This is a genomic window from Allobosea caraganae, assembly GCF_003351345.1.
Taxonomy (GTDB): domain Bacteria; phylum Pseudomonadota; class Alphaproteobacteria; order Rhizobiales; family Beijerinckiaceae; genus Allobosea; species Allobosea caraganae.
On the sequence record NZ_QQTO01000037.1, the window covers coordinates 302,909 to 326,345 of the forward strand.

The window sequence follows — 23,437 nt, forward strand, 5'->3', positions numbered from 1 at the left end:
CCGTGATCTGGCAGAACTAAACGCCGTCATCCCGGACGGAGCCCCCGGGTCCGGCCCTTCGGCCGGCCCGAGGACAGGCTCCGCGAAGCTCCGGGATCCATCATAGAGCACAGGAGCCTTACGATGGATCCCGGAGCTGCGCCGCAAACGCGGCTTGTCCGGGATGACGCGGTGAGGTTTCCGCTTAAGCGCAGCAGGCTCCAGGGAGCTTCAAGCCCCGAGCAGGTCGATCAGGTGCGGGATCAGCGGCTCGTCGGCTGGCGGCATGGCGAGGTCCTTGAGCTTGCCCGGACGCAGCCATTTCAGCGCCTGGCCCTCGGCGGAGGTGACCGTGCCCTCCCAGCGCCGGCAGATATAGAGCGGCATCAGCAGGTGGAACTCGGGATAGGCGAAGCTGGCGAAGGTCAGCGGCGCCAGGCAATCCTCCTTCACCGTGATGCCGAGCTCCTCGCTCAATTCGCGGATCAGTGCCGGCTCGGGCCGCTCGCCGGGCTCCAGCTTGCCGCCGGGAAATTCCCACAGGCCGGCAAGCGCCTTGCCCTCCGGGCGCTGGGTGACGAGGACGCGGTTATCGGCATCGATCAGCGCGCAGGCGACGACGAAGAGCAGCTTCACGGCAGGATCATTTCCCGGAGAGGACGAGATGGACCGGCTCGGTCTCCTTGCCGGTCAGCGTGACCTTGTCATAGACGACGCCGCCTTCGCGAATCCAGTCTTCCTCCTTGCCCCAGGTCACCGTGGTCATGACGAAATAATCGCCCGGCGCGACGTCCTTGAAGGCGAATCGGCCATTCGATTCCGTCTTCGTCTCGCGGACATGTGCGTCATATTCAGCGTTGCGCTCCCCTTCCATCGGAAAGAAGCGGTGCGCGACGTAATAGCCCTCACCGAAAAGGTTCTTGAAGCGTTCGCGCGCAAAACCGGTCTGGGGCACGAGATAGACCACCTCGCCGGCCGCGTTGACGATCTGCCCGAGCGGGCGCGTCCGGAAGGCATGGCCGGTGATGACGCCCGTGCCGGGCTTCTTGATGAAAGCCGCTTCCGCGGCGGAGAACGCCACCGTCTCCGGTTTGCGCATGCAGCCTGCCAGCAGCAGCGCGGCGCAACACAACCCCAACACCCGCTTCATGCTGCCCCCCGGCCCATTCGCGATGTCGATACCAAGTAGACTCCCGCTAGGACAATGCAACCCCCGATTGCCTGCCGCAGCTCCAGCCTTTCGTCGAGCACGAGCACGACCATGATGGTCGCGACGGCCGGCACGAGATAACCGGTCATCGCCGCCCGCGTCGGCCCCGCCCGGCGGATCAGCTTCATGAAGATCGCCATCGGCACGGCGGTCGCGGCGAGCCCGAGCGCCAGCATGGCCGGCACGTGGTTCTGGATCGGCACTAGGGCCGAAGGCCCGAGGAAGGCGAGCGTCAGCCCGAGCGCCGCAAGCCCCGACACCATCTGCTGGCCAAGCGCCAGCCGCGCCGGATCGCCCGCCGGCGCCGGCACGGCACGCGTATAGAGGTTGCCGATGGCATAGCCGAGCGTGACGCCCGCCATGGCGAGCACGCCGAGCGCCGTGCCGCCGCCCTCGACCAGGCGCGGCCCGATCAGCAGCGCCACGCCGGCCATGCCGAGCAGCACGCCGACGATGCGCCGGCCAGAGAGCCGCTCCTCGGCAAAGAGGACATGCGCGAAGACCGCGGTCACCAAGGGCCCCGCCGCCTGGATCGCCGCCGGCCCGCTGGCGAGCTGCGTCAGCGCGTAGGCGACGAGCACGTTCGGCACCCAGCCATTGGTGGTGCCGAGCACGAGCCAGTGGCGCAACTCATGCCGGCGCGGCCAGGGCTTCTGTCCCAGCCAGATCACCCAGAGCGCCAGCGTGCCGGCACCGAACAGCCCACGCCCGGCCGCCACTGCCAGCGGCGCCACTTCCCCGTTCATCAGCTTGATGAACAGGAAGCTGCAGCCCCAGAAGAACGAACAGGCGAGGAGATTGCCGACGATGAAGGCCCGGCTTGGTTCGGCCGGGAAGGCTTTCTCAGGAGCGATAGTCACCGTTGATCTCGACATAGGCCTTGGTGAGGTCGCAGGTCCACACGGTGGACTTGCCTCGGCCCAATCCGAGATCGGCGGTGATGACGATGTGCTCGCCCTTCATGTAGGTCGACACAGCCTCTTCATCGTAAGAGGGCGCCCGGGCTCCCTGCTTTGCGACGGTGATCTCGCCGAAGGAGATGTCGAGCCTGTCGCGGTCGGCCGGCTCGCCGGCCTTGCCGACGGCCATGACGATGCGGCCCCAATTGGCGTCCTCGCCGGCGACCGCGGTCTTGACCAGCGGCGAATTGGCGATCGAGAGCGCCACGCGCTTGGCCGAGCGCGACGACATCGCGCCCGCAACCCGGACCTCGACGAACTTGCGCGCGCCCTCGCCGTCCTTGCAGACGAGATGCGCGAGTTCGAGCAGGACCGCGTTCAGCGCCCGCTTGAAGCCGGAGAGCCGGGCATCGTTGATCTCAGTGATTGTCGGCACGCCGCGCGCGGCCGCCTTGCCGGTAGCGAACAGCATCAGCGTGTCCGAGGTCGAGGTGTCGCTGTCGACCGTCACGGCGTTGAACGAGCCCTTGACGCCCTTCGAGAGCAGCGCCTGCAGCACCGGCGCCGCGATCGGCGCATCGGTGAAGACGAAGGAGAGCATCGTCGCCATGTCGGGCGCGATCATGCCGGCGCCCTTGGCGATGCCAGCGATGACGACCTCGTGCCCGTCGATCTTCGCTTTCCGGGACAGCGCCTTCGGGAAGGTGTCGGTGGTCATGATCGCCTTGGCGGCGTCGATCCAGGGGCCCTCCGTGGCGCGCGCGGCGCAATCCTTCAGCACGCCCTCGAACTTGGTCGCGTCGAGCGGCTCGCCGATCACGCCGGTCGAGGCGATGAAGACCTCGTGGGGCTTGCAGCCGGCCGCCTTGGCGGCGATCTCGGCCGTCAGCTTGACCGAGTCGCGGCCCTTCAGGCCGGTGAAGGCGTTGGCATTGCCGGAATTGACGACGATCGCGCGGGCCTTGCCCTGGGCCAGGTTCTCGCGGCACCAGTCGACTGGGGCCGACGGGCATTTCGAGCGGGTGAAGACGCCGGCAGCCTGCGTGCCCTCGTCGAGCAGCATGAAGACCACGTCGGTGCGGCCCTTGTAGCGGATGCCGGCCTCGGCGGTGGCGAAGCGCACGCCGGGAACCGGCGGAACCTTGGGCTGGCGCTTGGGCGCGAGCGGCGAAACGGGAACATCCTTGCCGGCCATCGAGGCGTCTCCTCAAGCATGATGCCGAAAAGTGGGACGCGGTTTTCGGACCACATCATGCTCTTATATGCGGCGTCCGATGTGCCGCAGCAGCGGGAGGAAGACAAGCCGCGCCAAGAGCAGAACCGACCCAGCAGGGGAAAATTTCGAGCCCGCACGAGTTTGCAAATAGCAAATCCATGTAGCGCCGAGCATAGCAATTTGCTATACGCGAGCAGTGAAGCGGATCACCTACAGCAGGGACGCGATCAAGACGCTTCAGCGCATACCGGCGAACATCGCTGCCACCATCCGGGCGAAGGTCGAGCAATACGCCGCCGAGCCGTCATCGCTGGCGAACAACGTCAAGGCCCTCAAGGGAGAGCCTGGATACTACCGCCTTCGGGTTGGGGATTGGCGCGTCGTATTCTCGGAGGATGGGCAGGTGATACTCATCGTCCGGGTCGCCCCGCGCGGCTCGGCTTACGACTAGGAGGGACAAATGGGCGCCCAGATCATCACCTCACCCACGGGCGAACGGCTCGTCGTCCTGCCAGAGGCGGAATATCAGGCTCTGGTTGAGGCAGCCGAAGATGCTGCCGACATCTCAGCCATCGCCCGCTTCGAGCGCCGCCTCGCCGCCGGCGAGGAAGAGTTCGTCCCCTCGGAAATGGTCGATCGCATCCTGGCGGGCGAAAACGTCGTCCGCGTCTGGCGCGAGCATCGCGGCCTCACCGCCAGCGCGCTCGCAGAGAAGGCCGGCATCGCCCAGTCCTATCTGTCGCAGATCGAGACCGGCAAGCGCGAGGGCACGCTCCAGACGATGAAGAAGATCGCCGACGCGCTGAAGGTCACGGTCGACGATCTGATCCCGCGAGCGGAGTAAACCCCGCTGGCCCGCACAGAGGCCTTTTGAGAATTCGCTGGCGTGTGTCGATTGGCGCGGCTGTCGAGAACCGGAGCGGAGCGGACTTTGGTCCGTTAGCACCGGAAGCGCAGACGGCCGTGCCAAGCGGCCGCGCCAGTAGAATTCACAAACAGCCGCTCAGGGCTTCTTCGGCTCGGCCGGTGCCGGGGCAGCGGGCGCCGGAGCCGCAGGCTTGTCCAGCCGCTCGATCTTGGCCTTCTCGCGCAGCGCCACGACGATGTCCTGCTGCGCCTTGCGCTCCAGGTACTGGTCGATCTGCGGCTTGACCTCCTCGAACTTCGGCAGCGGCTTGCTGCGCTTGTCCTCGAGCTTGATCACGTGCCAGCCGAACTGGCTCTTCACCGGGTCGGAGACCTGGCCCTTCTCGAGCTTGAAGGCGGCCTCGGCGAACTCGGGGACCATGCGCTCCTTGGTGAACCAGCCGAGGTCGCCGCCCTCCTTGCCGGAGCCGGGATCCTTCGAGAGCTCGGCTGCGACCTTGGCGAAATCCTCGCCCTTCTTCAGGCGCTCGGCGACTTCCTTGGCCTTGGCCTCGTCCTCGACCAGGATGTGGCGTGCATGCACCTCTTCCTCGGGCGCCATCGTCTTGACGGTGTCGTCGAAGAGCTTCCTGGCGGCCTCGGGCGTCACCGCCTTCTTCGACTCGCGCGAGATGTATTCGTCGAGCAGGAGCTTGTCGCGCATATAGGCGAGGCGCGAGGCGAATTCCGGCGTCTCGGCGATCTTGGCGGCGGCGGCGGCCTTGGCGCCGAGCTTGAGGTCGACCAGGAAATTGACCAGCTCGTCGCGCTTGCGCTCCTCGGGGAGCTGGGCGAGCCGCTCCTGCAGGTCCTCGGTGGCGCTGGTCAGGTCGCGCTCGGTGATGTTCATGCCGTCGACCTTGGCGACGACCTTGTCCTGCTGGGCGAGCGCCGGCAGGGCAGCGAGGGGCGCGGCGGCCAGCGCGAGCCCGAGCGGCAGCAGGGCGAGACGGGACAATGTCATCGGGACGGCCTTTTGTTGATGTCCGGAATGTTTTGCTCAGCGCTCCCTGCCAGTTGAACGCGGCAAAGGCAAGGCGATCGCGCCGCCAGGACGGTCCGCTCACGCGGGTTTGCGACGCTGCGCCGCGGCTCTTGGGGCGGCGCTCTTGGCACATGCCCCGGAAAACCCCACATGGCGTGCGAACCATGCCGCGTGATCCGCGTGCCGGCCTCGGCAAGGCAACGCTGGACCCCGCAACCGCACGCGTCTAAACACGCGGTCGAATTGAGATAATCCGGCTCCGCCGGCGCAGGATCATGACCATGCGCCGCCGGGGCCAGGCACCGAAAGAAGGCCAGATATGCTTGGCGCGCTCGCAAAGAAACTCTTCGGCTCGTCGAACGACCGGCGCGTCAAGGGCTACGCCCCCCGTGTGGCGGCGATCAATGCGCTCGAAAACGAGGTCAGCGCGCTCAGCGACGAAGCGCTGCGCGCCCGCACCGATGAGTTCCGCCAGCAGCTCGCCAACGGCGCCAAGCTCGACGACCTGCTCGTGCCGGCCTTCGCCACGGTGCGCGAGGCCGCCAAGCGCGTGCTCGGCCAGCGCCCCTACGACGTCCAGCTCATCGGCGGCATCGTACTGCACGAGGGCTCCATCGCCGAGATGAAGACCGGCGAAGGCAAGACCCTGGTCGCGACCCTGCCGACCTATCTCAACGCGCTCGAAGGCAAGGGCGTCCACGTCATCACCGTGAACGACTACCTCGCCCGCCGCGACGCCGAGTGGATGGGCCAGCTCTACGGCTTCCTCGGCCTCAGCACCGGTATCATCGTCCACGGCATCGAGGACGAGGAGCGCCAGCGCGCCTACGCCGCCGACATCACCTACGGCACCAACAACGAGTTCGGCTTCGACTACCTGCGCGACAACATGAAATACGACGTCTCGCAGATGTCGCAGCGTGGCCACCATTTCGCGATCGTCGACGAGGTCGACTCGATCCTGGTCGACGAGGCCCGCACGCCGCTGATCATCTCCGGCCCGCTCGACGACAAGTCCGACCTCTACGTGACGATCGACAAGATCCTGCCGGGCCTGGTCAAGACCGACTACGAGGTCGACGAGAAGCAGCGGGCGGTCTCGCTGACCGAGGCCGGCAACGAGCATATCGAGCAGCTGCTGCGCGAGGCCGGCCTGCTCAAGGAGGGCGACCTCTACGACGCCCAGAATGTCACGCTCGTCCACCACGTCAACCAGGCGCTGCGGGCGCATACCCTGTTCCAGCGCGACAAGGACTACATCGTCCGCAACGACGAGGTCGTGATCATCGACGAGTTCACCGGCCGCATGATGCCGGGCCGGCGCTATTCGGAGGGCCTGCACCAGGCGCTCGAGGCCAAGGAGCACGTCACCGTCCAGCCCGAGAACCAGACGCTGGCCTCGATCACCTTCCAGAACTATTTCCGCCTCTACAAGAAGCTCGCCGGCATGACCGGCACGGCCGCGACCGAGGCCGACGAGTTCTTCCAGATCTACAAGCTCGAAGTCGTCGAGATCCCGACCAACGTCCCGATCTCCCGCCTCGACGAGGATGACGAGGTCTACCGCACCTTCGAGGAGAAGGTCCGCGGCGTCATCCGCGAGATCAAGGAGGCGCAGAAGAGCGGCCAGCCCATGCTGGTCGGTACCACCTCGATCGAGCGCTCCGAGCTCATCGCCGAGATGCTGGAGAAGGAGGGCTTCAAGCTCATCGACTTCAGCGACCAGACGGCGCTGGAGCCGATCTACGCCGCCGCCCGCGCCGGCACGCCCTCGAACTCCTTCGCCGTGCTGAACGCCCGCTTCCACGAGCAGGAGGCCTATATCGTCGCCCAGGCCGGCGTGCCCGGCGCCATCACCATCGCCACCAACATGGCCGGCCGCGGCACCGACATCCAGCTCGGCGGCAATGCCGAGATGCGCATCCGCCACGACCTCGCCGGCATGGAGGAAGGCCCGGAGCGCGACGCCCGCGCCGCCGAGATCCGCGCCGAGGTCATCGACTTCAAGCAGCGCGTGATCAAGGCCGGCGGTCTCTACATCGTCGGCACCGAGCGCCACGAGAGCCGCCGCATCGACAACCAGCTGCGCGGCCGCGCCGGCCGCCAGGGCGATCCCGGCCGCTCCAAGTTCTTCCTGTCGCTGCAGGACGACCTGATGCGCATCTTCGGCTCCGACCGCATGGACGGCATGCTGCAGCGCCTCGGCCTCAAGGAGGACGAGGCCATCATCCATCCCTGGATCAACAAGGCGGTGGAGAAGGCGCAGGGCAAGGTCGAGGCGCGCAACTTCGACATCCGCAAGAACATCCTGAAATACGACGACGTCATGAACGACCAGCGCAAGGTCGTGTTCGAGCAGCGCCGCGAGTTCATGAGCCTGCCGAGCGTGCGCGAGACCATCGACGACATGCGCCATGGCGTGGTCGAGGACACCGTCACCCGCCGCATCCCGGAAGAGGCCTATGCCGAGCAATGGGACGCTGCCGGCCTGCGCGAGGACGTGCTGACCTATCTCAACCTCGACCTGCCGATCGAGGATTGGGCCAAGGAGGAAGGCATCGCCGATGCCGAGCTGCGCGAGCGCATCCGCACCCACGCCGACGACGCTTACGCCGACCGCATCGCCCGCAACACCGAAGAGGTGATGACCTATATCGAGAAGCAGGTCCTGCTGCAGACGCTCGACCATCTCTGGCGCGAGCATCTCGTCACGCTCGACCACCTGCGCCAGGTCATCGGCTGGCGCGGCTATGCCCAGCGCGACCCGCTGAACGAGTACAAGCAGGAGGCGTTCGAGCTCTTCGACGGGCTGATCGGCCATCTGCGCGAGCAGGTCACCGGCAACCTGATGCGCATCGAGGTCCGCTTCGACGCGCCCGACGAGGGCAGCCTGCCGCCACAGGAGGCGCCGCCGCTCGGCTTCGCCAGCGAGTACGGGGCGTCCTCCGGCAGCGGCCTGCAATATGCCGCGATCGACGGCGACCTCGCCGTCGCCGAGCGCAACCCGGACGATCCCTCGACCTGGGGCAAGGTCGGCCGCAACGAAGCCTGCCCCTGCGGCTCCGGCAAGAAGTTCAAGCACTGCCACGGGCAGTACGCCTGAGGCGACACGCATCGTCGGTTATTGAAAAGGGCTCCAGTCGATGACTGGAGCCCTTTTCGTTTGCGCTGAAAAATCCGTCCGCATGGCGAAGGCTGGCGCGGGGAACCCCTCTCCCGAATGGGAGAGGGGCAGGAGTGAGGCCCGCCGCCAGACGTTTGTAGTAGTCACCTAACCGCGGCTCCGGTCAGCGTCACTGGATTGTACGGCGGGCCCTCATCCGCCCCTACCGGGGGCGCCTTCTCCCATCCGGGAGAAGGAAGAGAAGCGGCGCGTCCCCAAAGCGTCGACACGAAAACGAAAAAGGCCGCTCTCGCGAGCGGCCTTCTCCATATCCGGGTTATGTCAGGCGCTTACTTCGCCGAGAAGACGCCGAGGCTGCTCGCCGTGATGTCGAAGGAGAGCGTGGCGACGACGGTCGGGTTGCACCACTTCGAGCTGGCCGTGCCGTTGTTGACGCCGCGCGGATCGGCCGTCAGCAGGAAGCACTCCTTCTTCGACAGGTCGGTGTCGTGGTAGCGCAGGTCGGCGGTCAGGTTCTTCCAGGTGTAGGAGACGCCCGCGTTCCAGTAGTTGTAGTCGGGCAGGTCGGTCGCGGGAACCGTCGACCAGATCGCCAGGTTGGTGGTGCCGAGCCAGTAATGGCCGAACTCGCCGGAGACCGAGAGGCCTTCGAGGAAGGGCAGGGCGTACTTCGCGGTCACCGAGGCGTAGGTGCCCTGCGCGCCGGTGCCGAGCCAATCCCAGGCGTAGAAGACGTTGGCGCCGACCGTCAGCTTGTCCTCGTAGTTATACGACACCTTGCCGTACACCTCGGTGTAGTCGGTGTTCTTCGGGGTCCAGTAGACGCCGAACGTGTCGATGAACTGCTTCTCGTTCGGGTAGTAGTACTGCCACACGCCGAAATCGAAGGTCACCGGGCCGAACTTCGGGCGGATACCGCCGTAGAAGTCGACTTCGGCCGGGGGCTTGGTGGCGAGGTCGACGTTCGAGGCGTAGACGCCGGCATAGAACAGGTTGTCGTAGAATTGCAGCTCGACGCCGCCCTGCACTGCGGGCTTGCGGTCGGTCTGCGAGATGCCGCGGAAGTTATAGTCGGTCATCACCTTCGCGTTGAAGGCGGCGTCGATCCAGACGACGCTCGGCACGACCGGAACCGGGGGCGCGCCCTTCTTGCTGGGCAGGTCGGAGGCCTGGGCAGCTCCAGCCATCACGGCGAACGACACGGCCGCGCCGGTCAGCGAGTAGCGAAGGAAGTCGAAGGCCATCATCAGCTCCGTCGAAAATCGAACCAGGCGCAATCGCCGCCTTTCGGTCACAATCAAGGCGGCTGAACGCCATTTTCGGCAAGACGAGCTTTTTGGCAGGACGCTCAACAAATAGGCAAAACCGTGGTCAACGCCTTGTTTTGACGCCCGCTAAATAAGCTTGGCCGACAAAGCGAGTGGTTGTGGCATTTTCATCACGCGGGGAAAAGCCGCTACCCCATCAGCCAAGTCCCAAGTGGAACCAAAGCCGAGCGTTCGGATGGGCCGTAGCGGCGCTGAGTCGGCAGCCAACAGTGGCAAGCAATGCCTGAAAACAGCGACGCCTCTGCGGAGCAAGCTCCACAGAGGCGCGCATGGTTACAGGCCAAAGCGGCGGCGAATAGGCTTCAGAAACCGCTTGAGACTTCGCTGGCGTGACTCGATTGGCGTGGTTGTCGAGAACCGGAGCGCAGCGGACTTCATGTCCGTGAGCACCGGAAGCGCAGACAGCCGCGTCGGATGGCCACGCCAGTAGAAGTACCAAACGGCTTCAGCGAATCGCGGTCTGGCTCGAATAGGCGGCGGCCGGCTGGTCGAGCTGCGTCGTGCGCAGGCTGTCGGAGCGGCGCGGCGGCAGCGGTGCGCGCACGCTGGTCGGCGCTGCCGGAACGACGGAGGCGACCGGGGCCGCGTCCTCGGCGGGCGCAGCCGCCTGCGACGAGCCGCCGATGAGCGGTACGAAGCCGAGAGCGCGCTGGTAGAACGGCCGGTTGTCCTCGGCCGCCTGCGGGGCCGGGGCCGGAGCGGCGGCGAGGCTGGCCGCCACCGGAGCCTGCTGGCCGGCGCCCGGCGAAACCTTGGCGACCTGCGTCGCGGCAGAAGCCACGGGCTTCGGCTCGGCCACGGCGGGCTTGGCCGGCTCGGGCTTGGCCGCAGGTTCAGCCGCCGCGGCGGCGACAGCGGCGAGAACCGCGTCGTTATCGGCCGAATCGGCCCGGATGGTCGCCTTCGCCTTGCCCTTGTCGTCGAGCACGACGACGCGCGGGCCGATGGTCAGCGCGTCTGGACGGCTGACGCCGACATCGCGCGAAGCCCAGGAGACGGAACGGTTGAGCGAGTCGGAGCCGCTGGCGATCAGCGTGCTCTTGAACGAGGGGTGCTGGTCGCCGTCGTCATAGACCAGCTTGATCGCCGGCGTGCCCTTGGCGACGAGCGCTGCGACCTGCGCGTCGTCGTCGCGGCGCTTCTGGGCGACAGCAACGTCGCCGCCACTGCCGCCGTTGAAGACGTAGCGCCCGCCATTGACGCCGACAGCCGGCTCGTCCTTGGCGACCTCGAAATAATCGGTGCCTTCCTTCAGGTTCTTCCAGAAGGCGATGTTCGGGTCGAGCCTATGCTTGGCGAGGTTCTCCGGCGTCATCCGGAAGGGCAGCGCCTGCATCTGCACGGCCTTCTGCCCGGCATTCTGGGCCTCGCGCACCAGGGCGTAGATCTCGCCGATCTGGTCGTCGGTCATCGAGTAGCAGCCGGCCGAGGAGCAGGCGCCGTGCACCATCAGGTTCGAGCCGGTGCGGCCATACGAGCGGTCATAGGCATTGGGATAGCCCATGTTGAACGAGACGTAATAGGACGAGTTCGGGTTCATCTGCGCCGGGGTGATGGCGTAAAACCCTTCCGGCGACATCCGGTCGCCCTCGCGCACCTTCGGGCCGAGCTGGCCCGACCAGCGGCACATCGGGAAGGTCTTGAGCAGGGCGTATTTGCCGTCGCCGCGCTTCTTCCAGACCTCGAGCTCCGACTCCTTCTTGTAGGAGCGGATCAGGATCGGCTGGTCCTTGCTCATGCCCTTCTCGGACATCAGCGTGTAGGTGGCCGACGGAATCGGAATGTAGTGGCGGGCCGAACCGCGATAGCGGTCCTCCTCGCAGGCGCCCAAGGTCAAAGCAACGAGCGCCACGAGGGCGAAGTGTCTTATTGCCACGTCGTCGATCCCATCGATCAAGCGGTCGTCACAGACCTTGTACCACGCAAGACGGCGAAATTGTGCCGTGCCCCACCGTTGTAGAAGCGTTAGCCTTGAACGTTCCTTACCACAACGGTCTCATTTGTGGCCATATGGTGAAGCGGGGGTTAAGCCTGCGCCAGGCTCGGGACCAGTTCAAAAAAAGCACAGCCCTCATCCAGAGCCCGCGGGGAACCCTCTCCTGTAAGGAGAGGGCAGGGTGAGGTGTAGGCCAGAACACCAGTGGAGCTGAAACAGCGCCGCGGTTAGCTCACGGCTACAGCGTCAAAGGGCCGACACCTCACCCCTGCCCCTCTCCTTACAGGAGAGGGGTTCCCCGCGCGCTCTGGATTGAGGGCTCGGGACGTCCTCAGAGGTTGCGGCCGATCGCCAGGAACTTGTCCTCGCGCCGCGCCACGAGCTCCTCCTGCGAGAGCCCGGCCATGTCCGACAGGGCGGCGGCGATCGAATCACCGGCCCGCGTGATCGCCATCTCGGGGTCGCGGTGGGCGCCGCCGGTCGGCTCGCTGACGATCCGGTCGATGATGCCGAAGCGCAGCAGGTCCTGCGCCGTGATCTTCATGCCGGTCGCGGCGTCCTGCGCCCTGGCGGTGTCGCGCCACAGGATCGAGGCCGCGCCCTCCGGCGAGATCACCGAATAGATCGCGTGCTCCAGCATCATGACCTTGCTCATGGCGGCGATCGCGATCGCCCCGCCCGAGCCGCCCTCGCCGATCACCAGCGCCACGCTCGGGCTGCGCAGGCCGAGGCAGGCCTCGGTCGAGCGCGCGATCGCCTCGGCCTGGCCGCGCTCCTCCGCCTCGATGCCGGGATAGGCGCCGGCCGTGTCGACGAAGCTCAGCACCGGCAGGCCGAAGCGGTCGGCCATCTCCATCAGGCGCACGGCCTTGCGGTAGCCTTCCGGCTTGGGCATGCCGAAATTGTGCCGGATGCGGGTCTCGGTGCTGTTGCCCTTCTCCTGGCCGAGCACGCAGACCGGCTCGCCGCGGAAGCGGCCGAAGCCGCCGACGATGGCCTCGTCCTCGCCGAAGCCGCGATCGCCCGCCAGCGGCGTGAACTCGGTGATCAGCCGGGCGCAGTAGTCGCTGAAATGCGGCCGCTGCGGATGGCGCGCCACCAGCGTCTTCTGCCAGGGCGTCAGCGCCGCGTAGATCTCCTTGAGCGCCTGGCTCGCCTTCGCGTCGAGCTTGCCGATCTCCTCGGAGAGCGAATAGCCGTCGCCCTTCCCGTCGAGGGCACGCAACTCATCCGCCTTGGCCTCCAGCTCGGCGACAGGCTTCTCGAAATCAAGGTAGCTTCGCATCGTCATCCAGTTCTGGTCCGCGCCATCGTCCCGCGCGAACGCGACGGACGGGTGTAGTCGAGGGGGCGCGAAAAAGCGGCGGACCTTGGCCGCGCCGCGCCGAAATTGTCAACCCGGCGAGCCGGTTTCGGGCGGCCCGCCGGCGCGCGGCGCGATCCTGGGTGCGATCCTGGGCGTTGGCGTCGGCGTCGCCTGCGGCAGCAGCACCGGCCGGAAGGCGAAGCTGCGCCGCGTCGCGCGCAGGGGCGCGCGCTGGTAGAATTGCTTGGTCGCGTCGATGACGTGCACGCCGGCGAAGGGCAGCGACAGGCTGGAGCCGAGCCGCTCCCAGGCCGGCGCCGAGCGCATGAACAGGCGGCCCCGCAGCGGCGGCACGTAGAGCGCCTCGGCCCAGTTCTCCGGCGCCAGCGTCGCCCCGCGCATCAGCGCCTCCAGCTGCGAGCGGCTGAACGGCCGGCCATAGCCGAAGGGCGTCGCATCCATCCGGGCCCACAGACCGCGGCGATTGGGCGCGACCACCAGCACACGGCCGCCCGGGCTGAGCACGCGCGCCACCTCCTCCAGCAGGTCGTCGGGGCTCTCGGTCTCCTCCAGCGCATGCACCAGCACGACGCGGTCGATCGAGGCGGTCGGCAGCGGCAGCAGCGTCGGCTCGACCAATGCGGAGGCCGAAAGCCCCTCCGAGGGCCAGTTCACCACGCCCTGCGCCGCCGGCATGAAGGCGAGCACGCGTTCGGCTCCCGCTCCGAGCACGGAGAGGTAAGGCGTCGCGAAGCCGAGGCCGAGCAGGCGCTGGCGCCCGCAATCCGGCCATAGGCGCAGCATCGCCCGGCCGATGAAGCGGCGCGCCACATGGCCAAGAGGGCTGGCATAGAAGGCGCGCAGGTCGACGACATCGAGAGCCATGCCACGGACATGGAATGCGGCAGGCGCGAAGGCAAGGGGGCGAACCGCAACAGCGGCAGACGCCACCGTGCTTGATCGGAACCGGGTCATGCCCCATCAGTTTGCCAGCGACCGCCCTTCCCGGAGCCCTCCATGTCCCTCGACATCCACGTCTTCCGCACGCTCAGCGACAATGCCGGAGCCCTGATCCGCGACCCGGCGACGCAGGCCTGCGCCGCGGTCGACGTCCCCGACGCCGCCCAGGTCCTGGCTGCGGCCGAGGAGAAGGGCTGGATCATCAGCGACATCTTCATCACCCACGCCCATTTCGACCACACCCAGGGCGTCGCCGAGCTGAAGCAGGCGACCGGCGCCACCGTCTACGGCCCGGCCGATTCCGCAAGCCAGGCGCCGGTCGACACCATCGTCGCGCAGGGCGACCGCGTTTCGCTCGGCGGCTTCGAATTCGACCTCTGGCACACGCCCGGCCATGCCGAGGGCCATCTCAGCTATGTCGGCGTGCAGACGAAGCTCGCGCTCGTCGGCGACGTCGTCTTCGTCATGGGCTGCGGCCGCGTCCAGCCCGGCCAGATGGGCGCCATGTGGAGCTCGCTTGCGCGCATCAAGACGCTGCCCGACGAGACCAAGCTGATCACCGGCCACGACTACACGCTCTCCAACGCCCGCTTCGCCATCGCGATGGACCCGGCCAACGCCGCCTTGCAGGCGCGCGTCGCCGAGGCGGAGAAGGCCAAGGCGGCAGGCCGCTTCTGGGCCCTGACCACGGTCGGCGAGGAAAAGGCGACGAACCCGTTCTTCCGCTCGTCCGAGGGTGCGCTCGCCGCCTCCGTTGGGCTCATTGGCGCCCAGCCAGACGAGGTCTTCGCCGCCCTGCGCGAAGCCAAGAACAAGTTCTGAGAAACCGTTGGAGGCACCCTTAGCCCTCATCCTGAGGAGCGATCGCAGATCGCGTCTCGAAGGATGCTCCAGAGGGCGCTGTCACCGCGAGCTGGTTCATCCTTCGAGACGCCGCCAAAGCGGCTCCTCAGGGTGAGGGCTGAGGGTCTAGAATTGGTGAGAAACATATGCCCCCACAGCTCGACGGATTGACCGCGGCGGAGGTGATCCGCCTGCTCGACCTCAAGCCGCATCCCGAAGGCGGCCATTACCGCGAGACTTTTCGCGACGAGGCCGGGCCGGAGGGCCGCAGCTTCTCGACTGCGATCTACTACCTGCTCGACACCGGCGAGACCTCGGAATGGCATCGCGTCGACGCCGCCGAGATCTGGCACCATTATGCCGGGGCGCCACTCGTGATCAGCGTCTCGCCCAATGGCCATGACGCCTCGGCCCATCATCTCGGCACCGACCTCAAGGCCGGCCAGCGCCCGCAATTCGTCGTGCCCGCCGGCTGGTGGCAGAGCGCGACCTCGCTCGGCGCCTGGACCCTGGTCGGCTGCACCGTCGCGCCCGGCTTCGCCTTCGCGGGCTTCGAGATGGCGCCGAGCGGCTGGCGGCCGCAGCCGCGCCAGCCCGGAGGCGCGAAATGACGCCCCATCCCCTGATCGCTGACGCCCCGAACGATCCGGCGCTGGTGCTCGAATGCGAGCGCCGCGTCGTCAACGCCTGGCCCTCGCCCTCGACCCTGCTGATCGACGACTGGGTCGTGCGCTTCGCCAGCGGCTATTCCGGCCGCGCCAATTCCGCCTCGCCGCTCCGGCCCGGCGCCGAGCTCGACGACGCCACGCTGGCGCTGATCGAGGAACTCTACCGCGCCGACGGCCTGCCGCCGAGCATCCGGCTGACGCCGCTGATCGGCGAGGAGACGCGCAAGCGCGTCCTGGCGCGCGGCTACCAGCTCAAGGACGCGTCCTTCGGCCTGGTCGCCAACCTTGCCGGCCTGGAGCCGCTCATCGAGCCCGACCTCCAGATCGAGGCCCGGCCGAGCCGGGACTGGATCGCCGGCGTCTCCTCCCACCAGTCGCCGGACAAGCGCAACGAGGCCGATCTTGCGGCCATCATCGAGAAGGTGCGGCTACCAGCCGCCTTCGCGACCCTGCTGCTCGCCGGCGAGCCGGTCGCCTATGGCATGAGCGTGGCCGAGCGCGGCATGGCCGAGATCGGCTCCGTCATCGTCGACCCCAACCATCGCGGCCACGGCCTCGGCCGCCGGCTGATCACCGGCCTGATGAGCTGGGCCAGGCTGATGGAGGCGCAGACCTCCTACCTCCAGGTCGGCCAGACCAACGATGCCGCGATCAAGCTCTATGCCGGCCTCGGCTTCCGCCGCCTCTACGGCTACGAGACGCGCATATTGGAGTGAGAGGCCGCCGCCTCCTCCGATAAAGAGCGCGGGAGCCCCTCTCCTGTAAGGAGAGGGGTGGGGGTGAGGTGTCGGCCCTTAGACACCGCAGCGGTGAGCTAACCGCCGCCTTCGTTCAGTCTCACTGGTCCAGCGGCCGACACCTCACCCTGCCCTCTCCTTACAGGAGAGGGTTCCCCGCGCCTGCTCCCGGTCGCATCAGCACCACGATGCAACCCTGCTTTGTATGGACCGCGAACGGGCCCGGCTGATCCCTTCCGAGCCTTTCAGGCCACGCATCCACCAGGCCTTCCTTCGACAATCCACCCCTCCGAAATCTTGCATACATTTTCCCTTGAACGCTTGCCGCCCCCTGCGCCAAGCTCTACCCATTCCAGCGAGGCCGCCCGAGAGCGGCCCGTGAATACGTGGGAGGTCACATGAAGAATTTTGCGAAAGCCACCCTGGCAGTCGTGGCGATGCTCGCCTCGGCCGCGCCCTCCTGGGCGTTTCCCGATCGCCCGGTGCAGCTGATCGTGCCCTGGGCCGCCGGCGGCGGCATGGACTCGGTGATGCGCATCTTCGCCAACGGGCTCGAGGCCGAGCTCAAGCAGCCGGTCAACGTCATCAACCGCACCGGCGGCGGCGGCCTCACCGGCCACACCTTCATCGCCACCGCGACGCCGGACGGCTACACCATCGGCGGCGCCAGCCCCGAGATCTCGTTCTACAAGAGCCTCGGCCTCGGCGAGCTCACGCCCGAGAGCATCGACCTGTTCTCGCGGCTCTCGCTGATCCCGGCCGGCATCACGGTCAAGGCCGACAGCCCCTACAAGACTGTCGCCGACTATCTCAAGGCCGTGAAGGACGGCCCGAAGGGCGCGCTGATGGCGTCGGGCACCGGCGTCGGCGGCTCCTGGCACATCGCCTCGGGCGGCATCCTGAAAGCCGCCGGCATCGCGCCGGACGCGGTGCGCTGGGTGCCGAGCAATGGCGGCGCCCCGGCGCTGCAGGACCTCGTCGCCGGCGGCATCACCGTCTTCACCGGCTCGCCGATCGAGGCCAAGGCGATGCTCGACGCCGGCCGCGTCCGCACCATCCTGCTGATGACCAACGAGCGCCATCCCAGCTTCCCCAACGTGCCCAGCGCCAAGGAAGTCGGGCTCGACTGGACCTATGAGAACTGGTTCGCGCTCGCCGCGCCCAAGGGCGTCCCGGCCGACCGCCGCAAGATCCTGTTCGACGCCGCCCAGCGCACGATGCAGCGCGAGGACGTCCGCAAGGGCATGATCGACCGCGGCATCACGCCGGTCTGGGACAAGCCCGGCGAGTTCGACGCCTATGTGAAGACCTTCACCGAGCGCGGCAACGCCGTGCTGAAGGACCTCGGCCTGACGAAGGGCTGAGGACGGGAACGCGGGGCGGCTTGGTCCGCCTCGCGCTCGACCGATATTTGCCGGCTTATAAAATCCGTCCTGCATGATTCCCAACGTGGATGCCGGATGATTTCGTGGCGGCGCGCGCCCGCGCGCCGATCCGGCGAACCTAGCCCGACGAAGGCGTTGGTGCTAACAAATGCCTCGGTGTCCATACGGCAGGTATCCGGGGATTTCGGCCATGACGCTGACCAGGAAGCAGTTCGGCCTCGGAATGGCCGTAGCCGGGCTTGGCGCCGGAGCGACTGCCAAGCAGGCCGCCGCACAAGCCCAAGGCGGCGCGCAGCAACCGACCAACCTGCCCACCACCCCCTCGGGGGCTCATCAGGCCACCTATTTCTTCAAGAACTCGGCCTTCGAATTCGTCTTCCTGACGAGCCTCGGGCGCGCCTACCACCAGGGCGGAAACGTCGGCAAGATCCTCTACCTCATCAGGCAGATCGAAGACGGCAACTTCGAGAGCGCCTACCAGGCCCTGATCGCGGCGGGCCATGAAGCCCGCGCCATAGCCGAGGATTCCGCCAGCGGCGGCCATGTCGAAAGTGCCCGGCAGGCCTATCTCTGGGCGCAGAATTTCTACGACAGCGCCACCTACTTCGCGGACGGATCCGGAGATCCTGCGCGGATCACGACGGCCTGGCAGTTGATGGATGATTGCTGGCTGAAATCGCTCGCCTTGTTCGATCCGCCGATCGAGCAGGTCAGCATTCCCTATCAGGGCATCGCCCTGCGCGGCTTCTATTTCCGCGGAAAGAGCGCGAACGAAAAGCGCCCCCTGCTGATCCTCGTCAACGGCAGCGACGGCGCCGCCCTCGACATGTGGATGACGGGCGCGGCGGGAGCGGTAGCCCGCGGCTATGACTGCCTCACCTTCGACGGGCCCGGGCAGGGCTACGCCCTCTGGAAGCAGGGCCTCAGCTTCCGGCCGGATTGGGAGCATGTCATCACGCCGGTCGTCGACTTCGCCCTGAGCCGCGCGGGCGTCGATCCGAAGAGGATCGCAATCCAGGGCATCAGCCAGGGCGGGTACTGGGTTCCGCGCGCCCTCGCCTTTGAGAAAAGGATCGCAGCCGCCATCGCAGATCCGGGCGTGGTCGACGTCTCGGCATCGTGGACCGCCTCGTTGCCGCCGCCGATGCTGGAGCTCCTGAAGGCGGGCCGCAAGGACGAGTTCGATGGCTACATGGCCAAGATGCTGGACCCGGCCACCAAGAATTCCCTGGTCTTCCGCATGAGGCCCTATGGCGTGACCTCGTATTACGAGGCCTTCAAGGCGACGATGGACTATAACCTCACGGACGTCATCGGGAAGATCGAGTGTCCGATGCTGATCACCGCGCCAGCCAACGAAGCGTTCTGGCCCGGGCAATCGGGTCGACTCCACGATCTCCTGACCTGTCCCAAGACGCTGGTCCCGTTCTCGGCCTCCGACGGGGCGGACCTGCACTGCGAGCCGGCGGGGTACGGGCTCAGGGACCTGCGCGTGTTCAACTGGCTCGATAAGACGTTGGCTTGACGCCCCTTTGGAGCATCGGACCGAAAAGCGGAGTCCTGTTTTCGGAAAAATCCGACGCAATAACAAGGCTCTAGATCGCCACGCCGCGTCCGGTAGGACTTACGGCGATTTAGGCGGCGGCCAGGGCAGGTCGACGAGCGTCTCACCCACCTCCACGGACGCTCACGCCCGGAGCAGCGCCAACACCGGCGCCATCGCCCCCTCGACATCGCGCAGGCTGCATTCCCAGACGACCACCACCCGCCAACCAAGCTGCCGCAGCGCCGCCGCGTTGCGCTCGTGCCTGTCGGCGTTGCGGTCGAACTTCGCCTGCCAGAATTCGGCGTTGGTCCTGGGCTGCCCGCCGCGCCCGCAGCCATGGCGGTGCCAGTAGCAGCCATGCACGAAGATCGCGAGGCGGTGCTTCGGCAGCGCCACGTCCGGGCGCCCCGGCAGCCTGCCGTAATCGACCCGGAAGCGGTAGCCGCGCGCATGCAGGAAGCGCCGGACCTTGAGCTCGGGGCCGGTGTCGCGGCGGCGATTGGCCTGCATCACCTTGCGCGTCGCAGCGGAGACGGGCGGGAGCGGCTGGGCCGCAAAGTCGCTAGCTGGCTCGTGAGTTCTCATGGAGCCTGTCTCGCCCATCCGGGCGGGTCCGAACCACCCGATACCTGCCCGGAACGATCGGTTGCCGGCCCGTCAGGCCGCATGCGATCCTGATGCGGCTGCGCGACATGGAGAGAGCCGATGGCTGACCGCATTCTCGTTTTCTACGGCTCCTACCGGTCCGACCGGATGGGCATCCGCCTCGCCGACTACATCACCTCGGGGCTGGCGCAGCGCGGCGCGGACGTCGAGCTGATCGACGCCAAGGCCGTCGACCTGCCGATGCTCGACCGCATGTACAAGGAGTATCCGAAGGGCTCGGCCCCGGCCGCGATGGAGGAGCTCGCCGAGAAGATCCGCGGCGCCGACGCGTTTCTGTTCGTGACCGGCGAGTATAACTGGGGCGTCCAGCCCGGCCTGAAGAACCTCACCGACCATTTCCTCGAGGAATGGTTCTGGCGCCCCGCCGCCATCGCCAGCTATTCCGCCGGCCGCCTCTCAGGCGCCCGCTCGAACTCCGCCTGGCACGCGACGCTGTCGGAGATGGGCATGGTCGTGATCTCCAGCTCGCTCACGGTCGGGCCGATCTCGGAGACCCTGGATGCCGAAGGCGTCCCGACCGGCCCGGCCGGCAAGTCGCTGGAGCGCGCCTTCGGCCGCTTCGCCGACGACCTGGCATGGTGGACGGAAGCCGCGAAGACGCAGCGCGGGCGCAAGGCGCCGCCCTACTGAACGAGCGCGAGACATGAAGCCCATGGATGGGAGCTTCTGCAAATGGGTGGAGAGGCGAAGTTGGTCGCCGGCTCGCCGAGCGTCCCATTTTGACCGGGTGCTGGCGTGATTTAGGGCGCAGGCGCCCCCCAAGACGCCCATCTTTTGTGAGCTACGCCCCAGATTGCGTGCTATGGTGCCGCTCGCGTCGGGCCCCAGCAAGACTCCGCGTTGCGTTGTTATGTCGGGTATGGCTTTCGCTCCGCGAGCCTCCGACGTACATGAAGGGACAGCTATGGCTGCCCGCACTCCCGAACATCGTGAAGAGGCCGCACTCAGCCTTACCTTGGCTGTGATTGCCACCTCGACCACGCCGCTGCTTCTTCTCGACGGTGACCTCAACGTCATCGCGGCCAGCACCTCCTTCTGCCGGACATTCGGCATCGACGCCGCGACCGTGCCGGGGCGTCAGTTGTTCGACCTGGGATCGGGAGAATGGAATATCCGCCAACTCCGCTCGCTTCTCGTCGCCACAGCCGATGGCCAGGCCGAGATCGATGCCTACGAGATGGAGTTGAATGAAGCGCATCGCCAGAAGCGCTTGCTGCTGCTCAACGCCCGGAAGTTGAGCTACGGTCAGGATGAGAAGGTGCGCCTGCTCCTGGCAGTCAGCGACGTCACGGAAGCGCGCCGCAATGAAAAGCTCAAGGATGACCTGCTGCGGGAAAAGGCCGTCCTGTTGCAGGAGCTTCAGCACAGGGTCGCCAACAGCCTGCAAATCATCGCGAGCGTGCTGCTTCAGGACGCCCGCAAGGTTCGGTCTGAAGAGACGCGAAGCCATCTGCAGAGCGCGCATGGCCGGGTGATGTCGATCGCCGCCCTGCAGCAACAGCTCTCCACATCGGGCTTGGCCGATGTGGAGCTGCGCACTTATTTCAAGCAGCTCTGCCAAAGCCTGAGCGCGTCGGTGATCCATCACCCGGATCTGCTGAGCCTGCAGGTCAGCGTCGACGACAGCCACGTCAACGCCGACATCTCCGTCAGTTTGGGCCTGATCGTCACCGAACTGGTGATCAATGCGATCAAGCATGCGTTTCCAAAAGATCACGGCGGCACGATCAGCGTGGACTATCGCTCGCAAGGAGACGCTTGGACGTTGTCTGTCGCCGACACCGGCGTCGGCATGCCGCCTGGTCCAGACCTTGCAAAAGCTGGTCTCGGTACCAGCATCGTCGAAGCGCTCTGCAAGCAGTTGCAGGCGCGCATCGAGGTCGTCAGCGACAGCTCTGGTACCAGGATTTCGATCTCTCACACGCCCGACCCCGAGCACGGTGAGGGCGAGCTTGAGCAGGCGCAGGCCGTTTGAGGTCTGGAGCGGTCCGGCCATTCGGCATGATGCCCGAATTGGGTCGCCAGCTGCCCTCAGAGCATGATGCCGAAAAGTGGGAACCGGCTTTCGGACGACATCACGCTCTCACTCTTTGACAAGGGCCGGGTTCGCGACCTACGTCACGATCTCCCCGCGGAAGGCCCAGCGGGTCATGCGGCGCTCGACCAGCGCGCAGGCGGCGTACATCAGCACGCCCATGATCGCGATCGAGAACAGGCCGGCGAAGGTCGTGGCGGAGTCGTTGCGCGCGCCCGCCGAGAGCATCAGGAAGCCGATGCCGCGATTGCCGCCGACGGTCTCGGAGATCACCGAGCCGATGAAGGCCAGCGTCACCGCCACCTTCAGGCTGGCGAAGAGATAGGGCATGGCGCGGGGCACCCCGACCTTGGTCAGGATCTCCCACTGGCTCGCGCCGAGCGAGCGCATCACGTCGCGCATCTCGGGCTCGATCGTCGCCAGGCCCGTCGCGACGTTCACGACGATCGGGAAGAAGCTGATGACGAAGGCGGTGATCACCGCCGGCAGCGCGCCGACGCCGAGCCAGATCATCAGGATCGGCACCAGCGCGACCTTGGGCACGGCGTTGAAGGCAATCAGCAGCGGGTAGAGCCCGGAATAGATGAAGGGCGAGGCGCCGACGGCGAGGCCGAGCAGCAGGCCGAAGCCGATCGCCAGCACGAAGCCGATCGCCGTGGTGACGAAGGTCTCCATGCAGAACTTCAGCAGGATGTCCCAGCGCAGCACCATCACCTCGAAGATGCGCGTCGGCTTCGGCGCCAGGATCTCCGGCACCTGGAAGACGATGCAGGCGAGCTCCCACAGGATCAGGAGCGTCGCCATGGCGAGCCAGGGCATGGCGATCAGGAGCAGGCGGCGCTGCGTGTCGCTCATCGTCTTGGAGCTCCCAACAGAGCCTGGGAGGGCATCACGCATGCTCCAGGTGGATGCGCTCGCGCAACTCGTGCACGATGTCGACGAACTCGATCTCGAAGGTCGTCTCCAGCGTGCGCGGGCGCGGCAGCTCGATCCTGCGCAGCTTGACGATGCGCCCCGGCCGCCGGCTCATCACGTAGACGGTGTCGGCAAGGTAGACCGCCTCGCGCAGGTCGTGCGTGACCAGCACGGCGGTGAAGCGCCGCTCCAGCCAGAGCTTCTGCATCACGCCCCAGAGCTCTTCGCGGGTGAAGGCGTCGAGCGCGCCGAAGGGCTCGTCCAGCATCAGGATTTCCGGCTCGTGCACCAGCGCGCGGCACAGGCTGGAGCGCTGCTGCATGCCGCCTGAGAGCTGCCAGGGGTATTTGTCGCCGAAGCCGCCGAGGCCGACCGAGGCGAGCAGCGCCTCGACCTTCGCGACATACTCCGCCTTGTTGGCTCGGAAGCGGCGCTTATGCGGCTCGACCACTTCGAGCGGCAGCAGGATGTTGTCGCGCGTCGTGCGCCAGGGCATCAGCGTCGGCGCCTGGAAGGCCATGCCGACGCCGCGGATCGGCCCCTTGACCGGCGCGCCATGCACCCGGATCTCGCCGCTGGTCGGCGGCAGCAGCCCGGTGACGAGCTTCATCAGGGTCGACTTGCCGCAGCCGGAGGGGCCGACCACGGCGATGAACTCGCCCTTGGCGATGCTCAGCGTCGCGTCTTCCAGCGCCAGCATGCGCCCGGTGCCGCTGCCATAGGCAAGGCTGACCTGGCGCAGCTCGACGAGCGGCGCTGCGTCCGAAGGGGAAAGCGGGTCGGGCATCAGGCG

Annotated in this window: 22 protein-coding genes; 10 read left to right on the plus strand and 12 right to left on the minus strand. The window is 66.9% G+C overall.

The window, feature by feature from the left end:
* Window positions 1-210: 210 nt before the first annotated feature.
* The 4 genes from mutT to argJ are packed head-to-tail and all read right to left on the minus strand — an operon-like array spanning window position 211 to window position 3,283.
* Complete coding sequence (mutT, locus tag DWF00_RS25945; protein WP_114828304.1) at window positions 211-615, minus strand: 8-oxo-dGTP diphosphatase MutT; 405 nt, start codon at window positions 613-615, stop codon at window positions 211-213.
* A gap of 7 nt (window positions 616-622) precedes the next feature.
* Window positions 623-1,129 (minus strand): carboxypeptidase regulatory-like domain-containing protein, encoded by a 507-nt coding sequence (locus DWF00_RS25950; RefSeq protein WP_147283660.1) that lies wholly within the window; start codon window positions 1,127-1,129, stop codon window positions 623-625.
* Window positions 1,126-2,049, minus strand: a complete 924-nt coding sequence (locus tag DWF00_RS25955) for a DMT family transporter (RefSeq protein WP_181832543.1) — start codon at window positions 2,047-2,049, stop codon at window positions 1,126-1,128. The genes DWF00_RS25950 and DWF00_RS25955 overlap by 4 nt, the downstream gene beginning before the upstream one ends.
* Entirely contained in the window at window positions 2,033-3,283 is a 1,251-nt protein-coding gene (gene argJ / locus DWF00_RS25960) for a bifunctional glutamate N-acetyltransferase/amino-acid acetyltransferase ArgJ (RefSeq protein WP_114828301.1), read from the minus strand. The genes DWF00_RS25955 and argJ overlap by 17 nt, the downstream gene beginning before the upstream one ends.
* A gap of 217 nt (window positions 3,284-3,500) precedes the next feature.
* Here argJ and DWF00_RS25965 point away from each other — a divergent pair, with 217 nt between their 5' ends.
* Entirely contained in the window at window positions 3,501-3,755 is a 255-nt protein-coding gene (locus tag DWF00_RS25965) for a type II toxin-antitoxin system RelE family toxin (RefSeq protein ID WP_114828300.1), read from the plus strand.
* Window positions 3,756-3,764: 9 nt separating this feature from the next.
* Entirely contained in the window at window positions 3,765-4,148 is a 384-nt protein-coding gene (locus DWF00_RS25970) for a helix-turn-helix domain-containing protein (RefSeq protein WP_114828299.1), read from the plus strand.
* Between the two features lie 159 nt (window positions 4,149-4,307).
* Here DWF00_RS25970 and DWF00_RS25975 read toward each other — a convergent pair whose 3' ends face one another.
* Entirely contained in the window at window positions 4,308-5,174 is an 867-nt protein-coding gene (locus DWF00_RS25975; RefSeq protein ID WP_114828298.1) for a peptidylprolyl isomerase, read from the minus strand.
* Window positions 5,175-5,514: 340 nt separating this feature from the next.
* Between DWF00_RS25975 and secA the strand changes: the two genes are divergently transcribed.
* Window positions 5,515-8,298, plus strand: a complete 2,784-nt coding sequence (gene secA, locus DWF00_RS25980; protein ID WP_114828297.1) for a preprotein translocase subunit SecA — start codon at window positions 5,515-5,517, stop codon at window positions 8,296-8,298.
* A gap of 350 nt (window positions 8,299-8,648) precedes the next feature.
* Here secA and DWF00_RS25985 read toward each other — a convergent pair whose 3' ends face one another.
* The 4 genes from DWF00_RS25985 to DWF00_RS26000 form a co-directional block, all read right to left on the minus strand.
* Window positions 8,649-9,563: a TorF family putative porin gene (locus DWF00_RS25985; protein ID WP_181832542.1), complete on the minus strand. Its 915-nt coding sequence runs from the start codon at window positions 9,561-9,563 to the stop codon at window positions 8,649-8,651.
* Between the two features lie 529 nt (window positions 9,564-10,092).
* Window positions 10,093-11,523, minus strand: a complete 1,431-nt coding sequence (locus DWF00_RS25990; protein ID WP_245974315.1) for a L,D-transpeptidase family protein — start codon at window positions 11,521-11,523, stop codon at window positions 10,093-10,095.
* A gap of 391 nt (window positions 11,524-11,914) precedes the next feature.
* Window positions 11,915-12,868, minus strand: a complete 954-nt coding sequence (locus DWF00_RS25995; RefSeq protein WP_114828469.1) for an acetyl-CoA carboxylase carboxyltransferase subunit alpha — start codon at window positions 12,866-12,868, stop codon at window positions 11,915-11,917.
* A gap of 108 nt (window positions 12,869-12,976) precedes the next feature.
* A complete protein-coding gene (locus DWF00_RS26000) occupies window positions 12,977-13,774 on the minus strand; it encodes a class I SAM-dependent methyltransferase (RefSeq protein WP_114828295.1) in 798 nt (265 codons plus the stop codon).
* A 132-nt stretch (window positions 13,775-13,906) separates the two neighbouring features.
* On the opposite strand from DWF00_RS26000, the gene gloB reads away from it, so the two are divergent.
* From gloB to DWF00_RS26025, 5 genes are all read left to right on the plus strand, one after another.
* Window positions 13,907-14,671: a hydroxyacylglutathione hydrolase gene (gene gloB / locus DWF00_RS26005; RefSeq protein WP_114828294.1), complete on the plus strand. Its 765-nt coding sequence runs from the start codon at window positions 13,907-13,909 to the stop codon at window positions 14,669-14,671.
* 167 nt (window positions 14,672-14,838) lie between these two features.
* On the plus strand, window positions 14,839-15,303 hold the full coding sequence (locus tag DWF00_RS26010; RefSeq protein ID WP_114828293.1) for a cupin domain-containing protein: 465 nt from the start codon (window positions 14,839-14,841) through the stop codon (window positions 15,301-15,303).
* Window positions 15,300-16,076 (plus strand): GNAT family N-acetyltransferase, encoded by a 777-nt coding sequence (locus tag DWF00_RS26015; RefSeq protein WP_114828292.1) that lies wholly within the window; start codon window positions 15,300-15,302, stop codon window positions 16,074-16,076. Before DWF00_RS26010 ends, DWF00_RS26015 begins: the two co-directional genes overlap by 4 nt.
* Window positions 16,077-16,495: 419 nt before the next feature.
* On the plus strand, window positions 16,496-17,461 hold the full coding sequence (locus DWF00_RS26020; RefSeq protein ID WP_114828291.1) for a Bug family tripartite tricarboxylate transporter substrate binding protein: 966 nt from the start codon (window positions 16,496-16,498) through the stop codon (window positions 17,459-17,461).
* 211 nt (window positions 17,462-17,672) lie between these two features.
* The gene (locus DWF00_RS26025; protein ID WP_181832541.1) at window positions 17,673-19,007 is read left to right on the plus strand and encodes an alpha/beta hydrolase family protein; all 1,335 of its coding nucleotides are present in this window, start codon (window positions 17,673-17,675) and stop codon (window positions 19,005-19,007) included.
* A 162-nt stretch (window positions 19,008-19,169) separates the two neighbouring features.
* Here DWF00_RS26025 and DWF00_RS26030 read toward each other — a convergent pair whose 3' ends face one another.
* A complete protein-coding gene (locus tag DWF00_RS26030) occupies window positions 19,170-19,613 on the minus strand; it encodes a very short patch repair endonuclease (protein ID WP_245974317.1) in 444 nt (147 codons plus the stop codon).
* 120 nt (window positions 19,614-19,733) lie between these two features.
* Between DWF00_RS26030 and DWF00_RS26035 the strand changes: the two genes are divergently transcribed.
* Complete coding sequence (locus DWF00_RS26035; RefSeq protein WP_114828288.1) at window positions 19,734-20,324, plus strand: NADPH-dependent FMN reductase; 591 nt, start codon at window positions 19,734-19,736, stop codon at window positions 20,322-20,324.
* A 274-nt stretch (window positions 20,325-20,598) separates the two neighbouring features.
* On the plus strand, window positions 20,599-21,669 hold the full coding sequence (locus DWF00_RS26040; RefSeq protein WP_114828287.1) for a sensor histidine kinase: 1,071 nt from the start codon (window positions 20,599-20,601) through the stop codon (window positions 21,667-21,669).
* A gap of 138 nt (window positions 21,670-21,807) precedes the next feature.
* On the opposite strand, the gene DWF00_RS26045 is transcribed toward DWF00_RS26040, so the two are convergent.
* Both DWF00_RS26045 and DWF00_RS26050 read right to left on the minus strand, forming a co-directional pair.
* Window positions 21,808-22,584: an ABC transporter permease gene (locus DWF00_RS26045; protein WP_114828286.1), complete on the minus strand. Its 777-nt coding sequence runs from the start codon at window positions 22,582-22,584 to the stop codon at window positions 21,808-21,810.
* Between the two features lie 34 nt (window positions 22,585-22,618).
* Window positions 22,619-23,431 carry an ABC transporter ATP-binding protein gene (locus tag DWF00_RS26050; protein ID WP_114828285.1) on the minus strand — a complete coding sequence of 271 codons (813 nt, stop codon included), beginning with the start codon at window positions 23,429-23,431 and terminating at the stop codon, window positions 22,619-22,621.
* Between the last annotated feature and the right edge of the window lie 6 nt (window positions 23,432-23,437).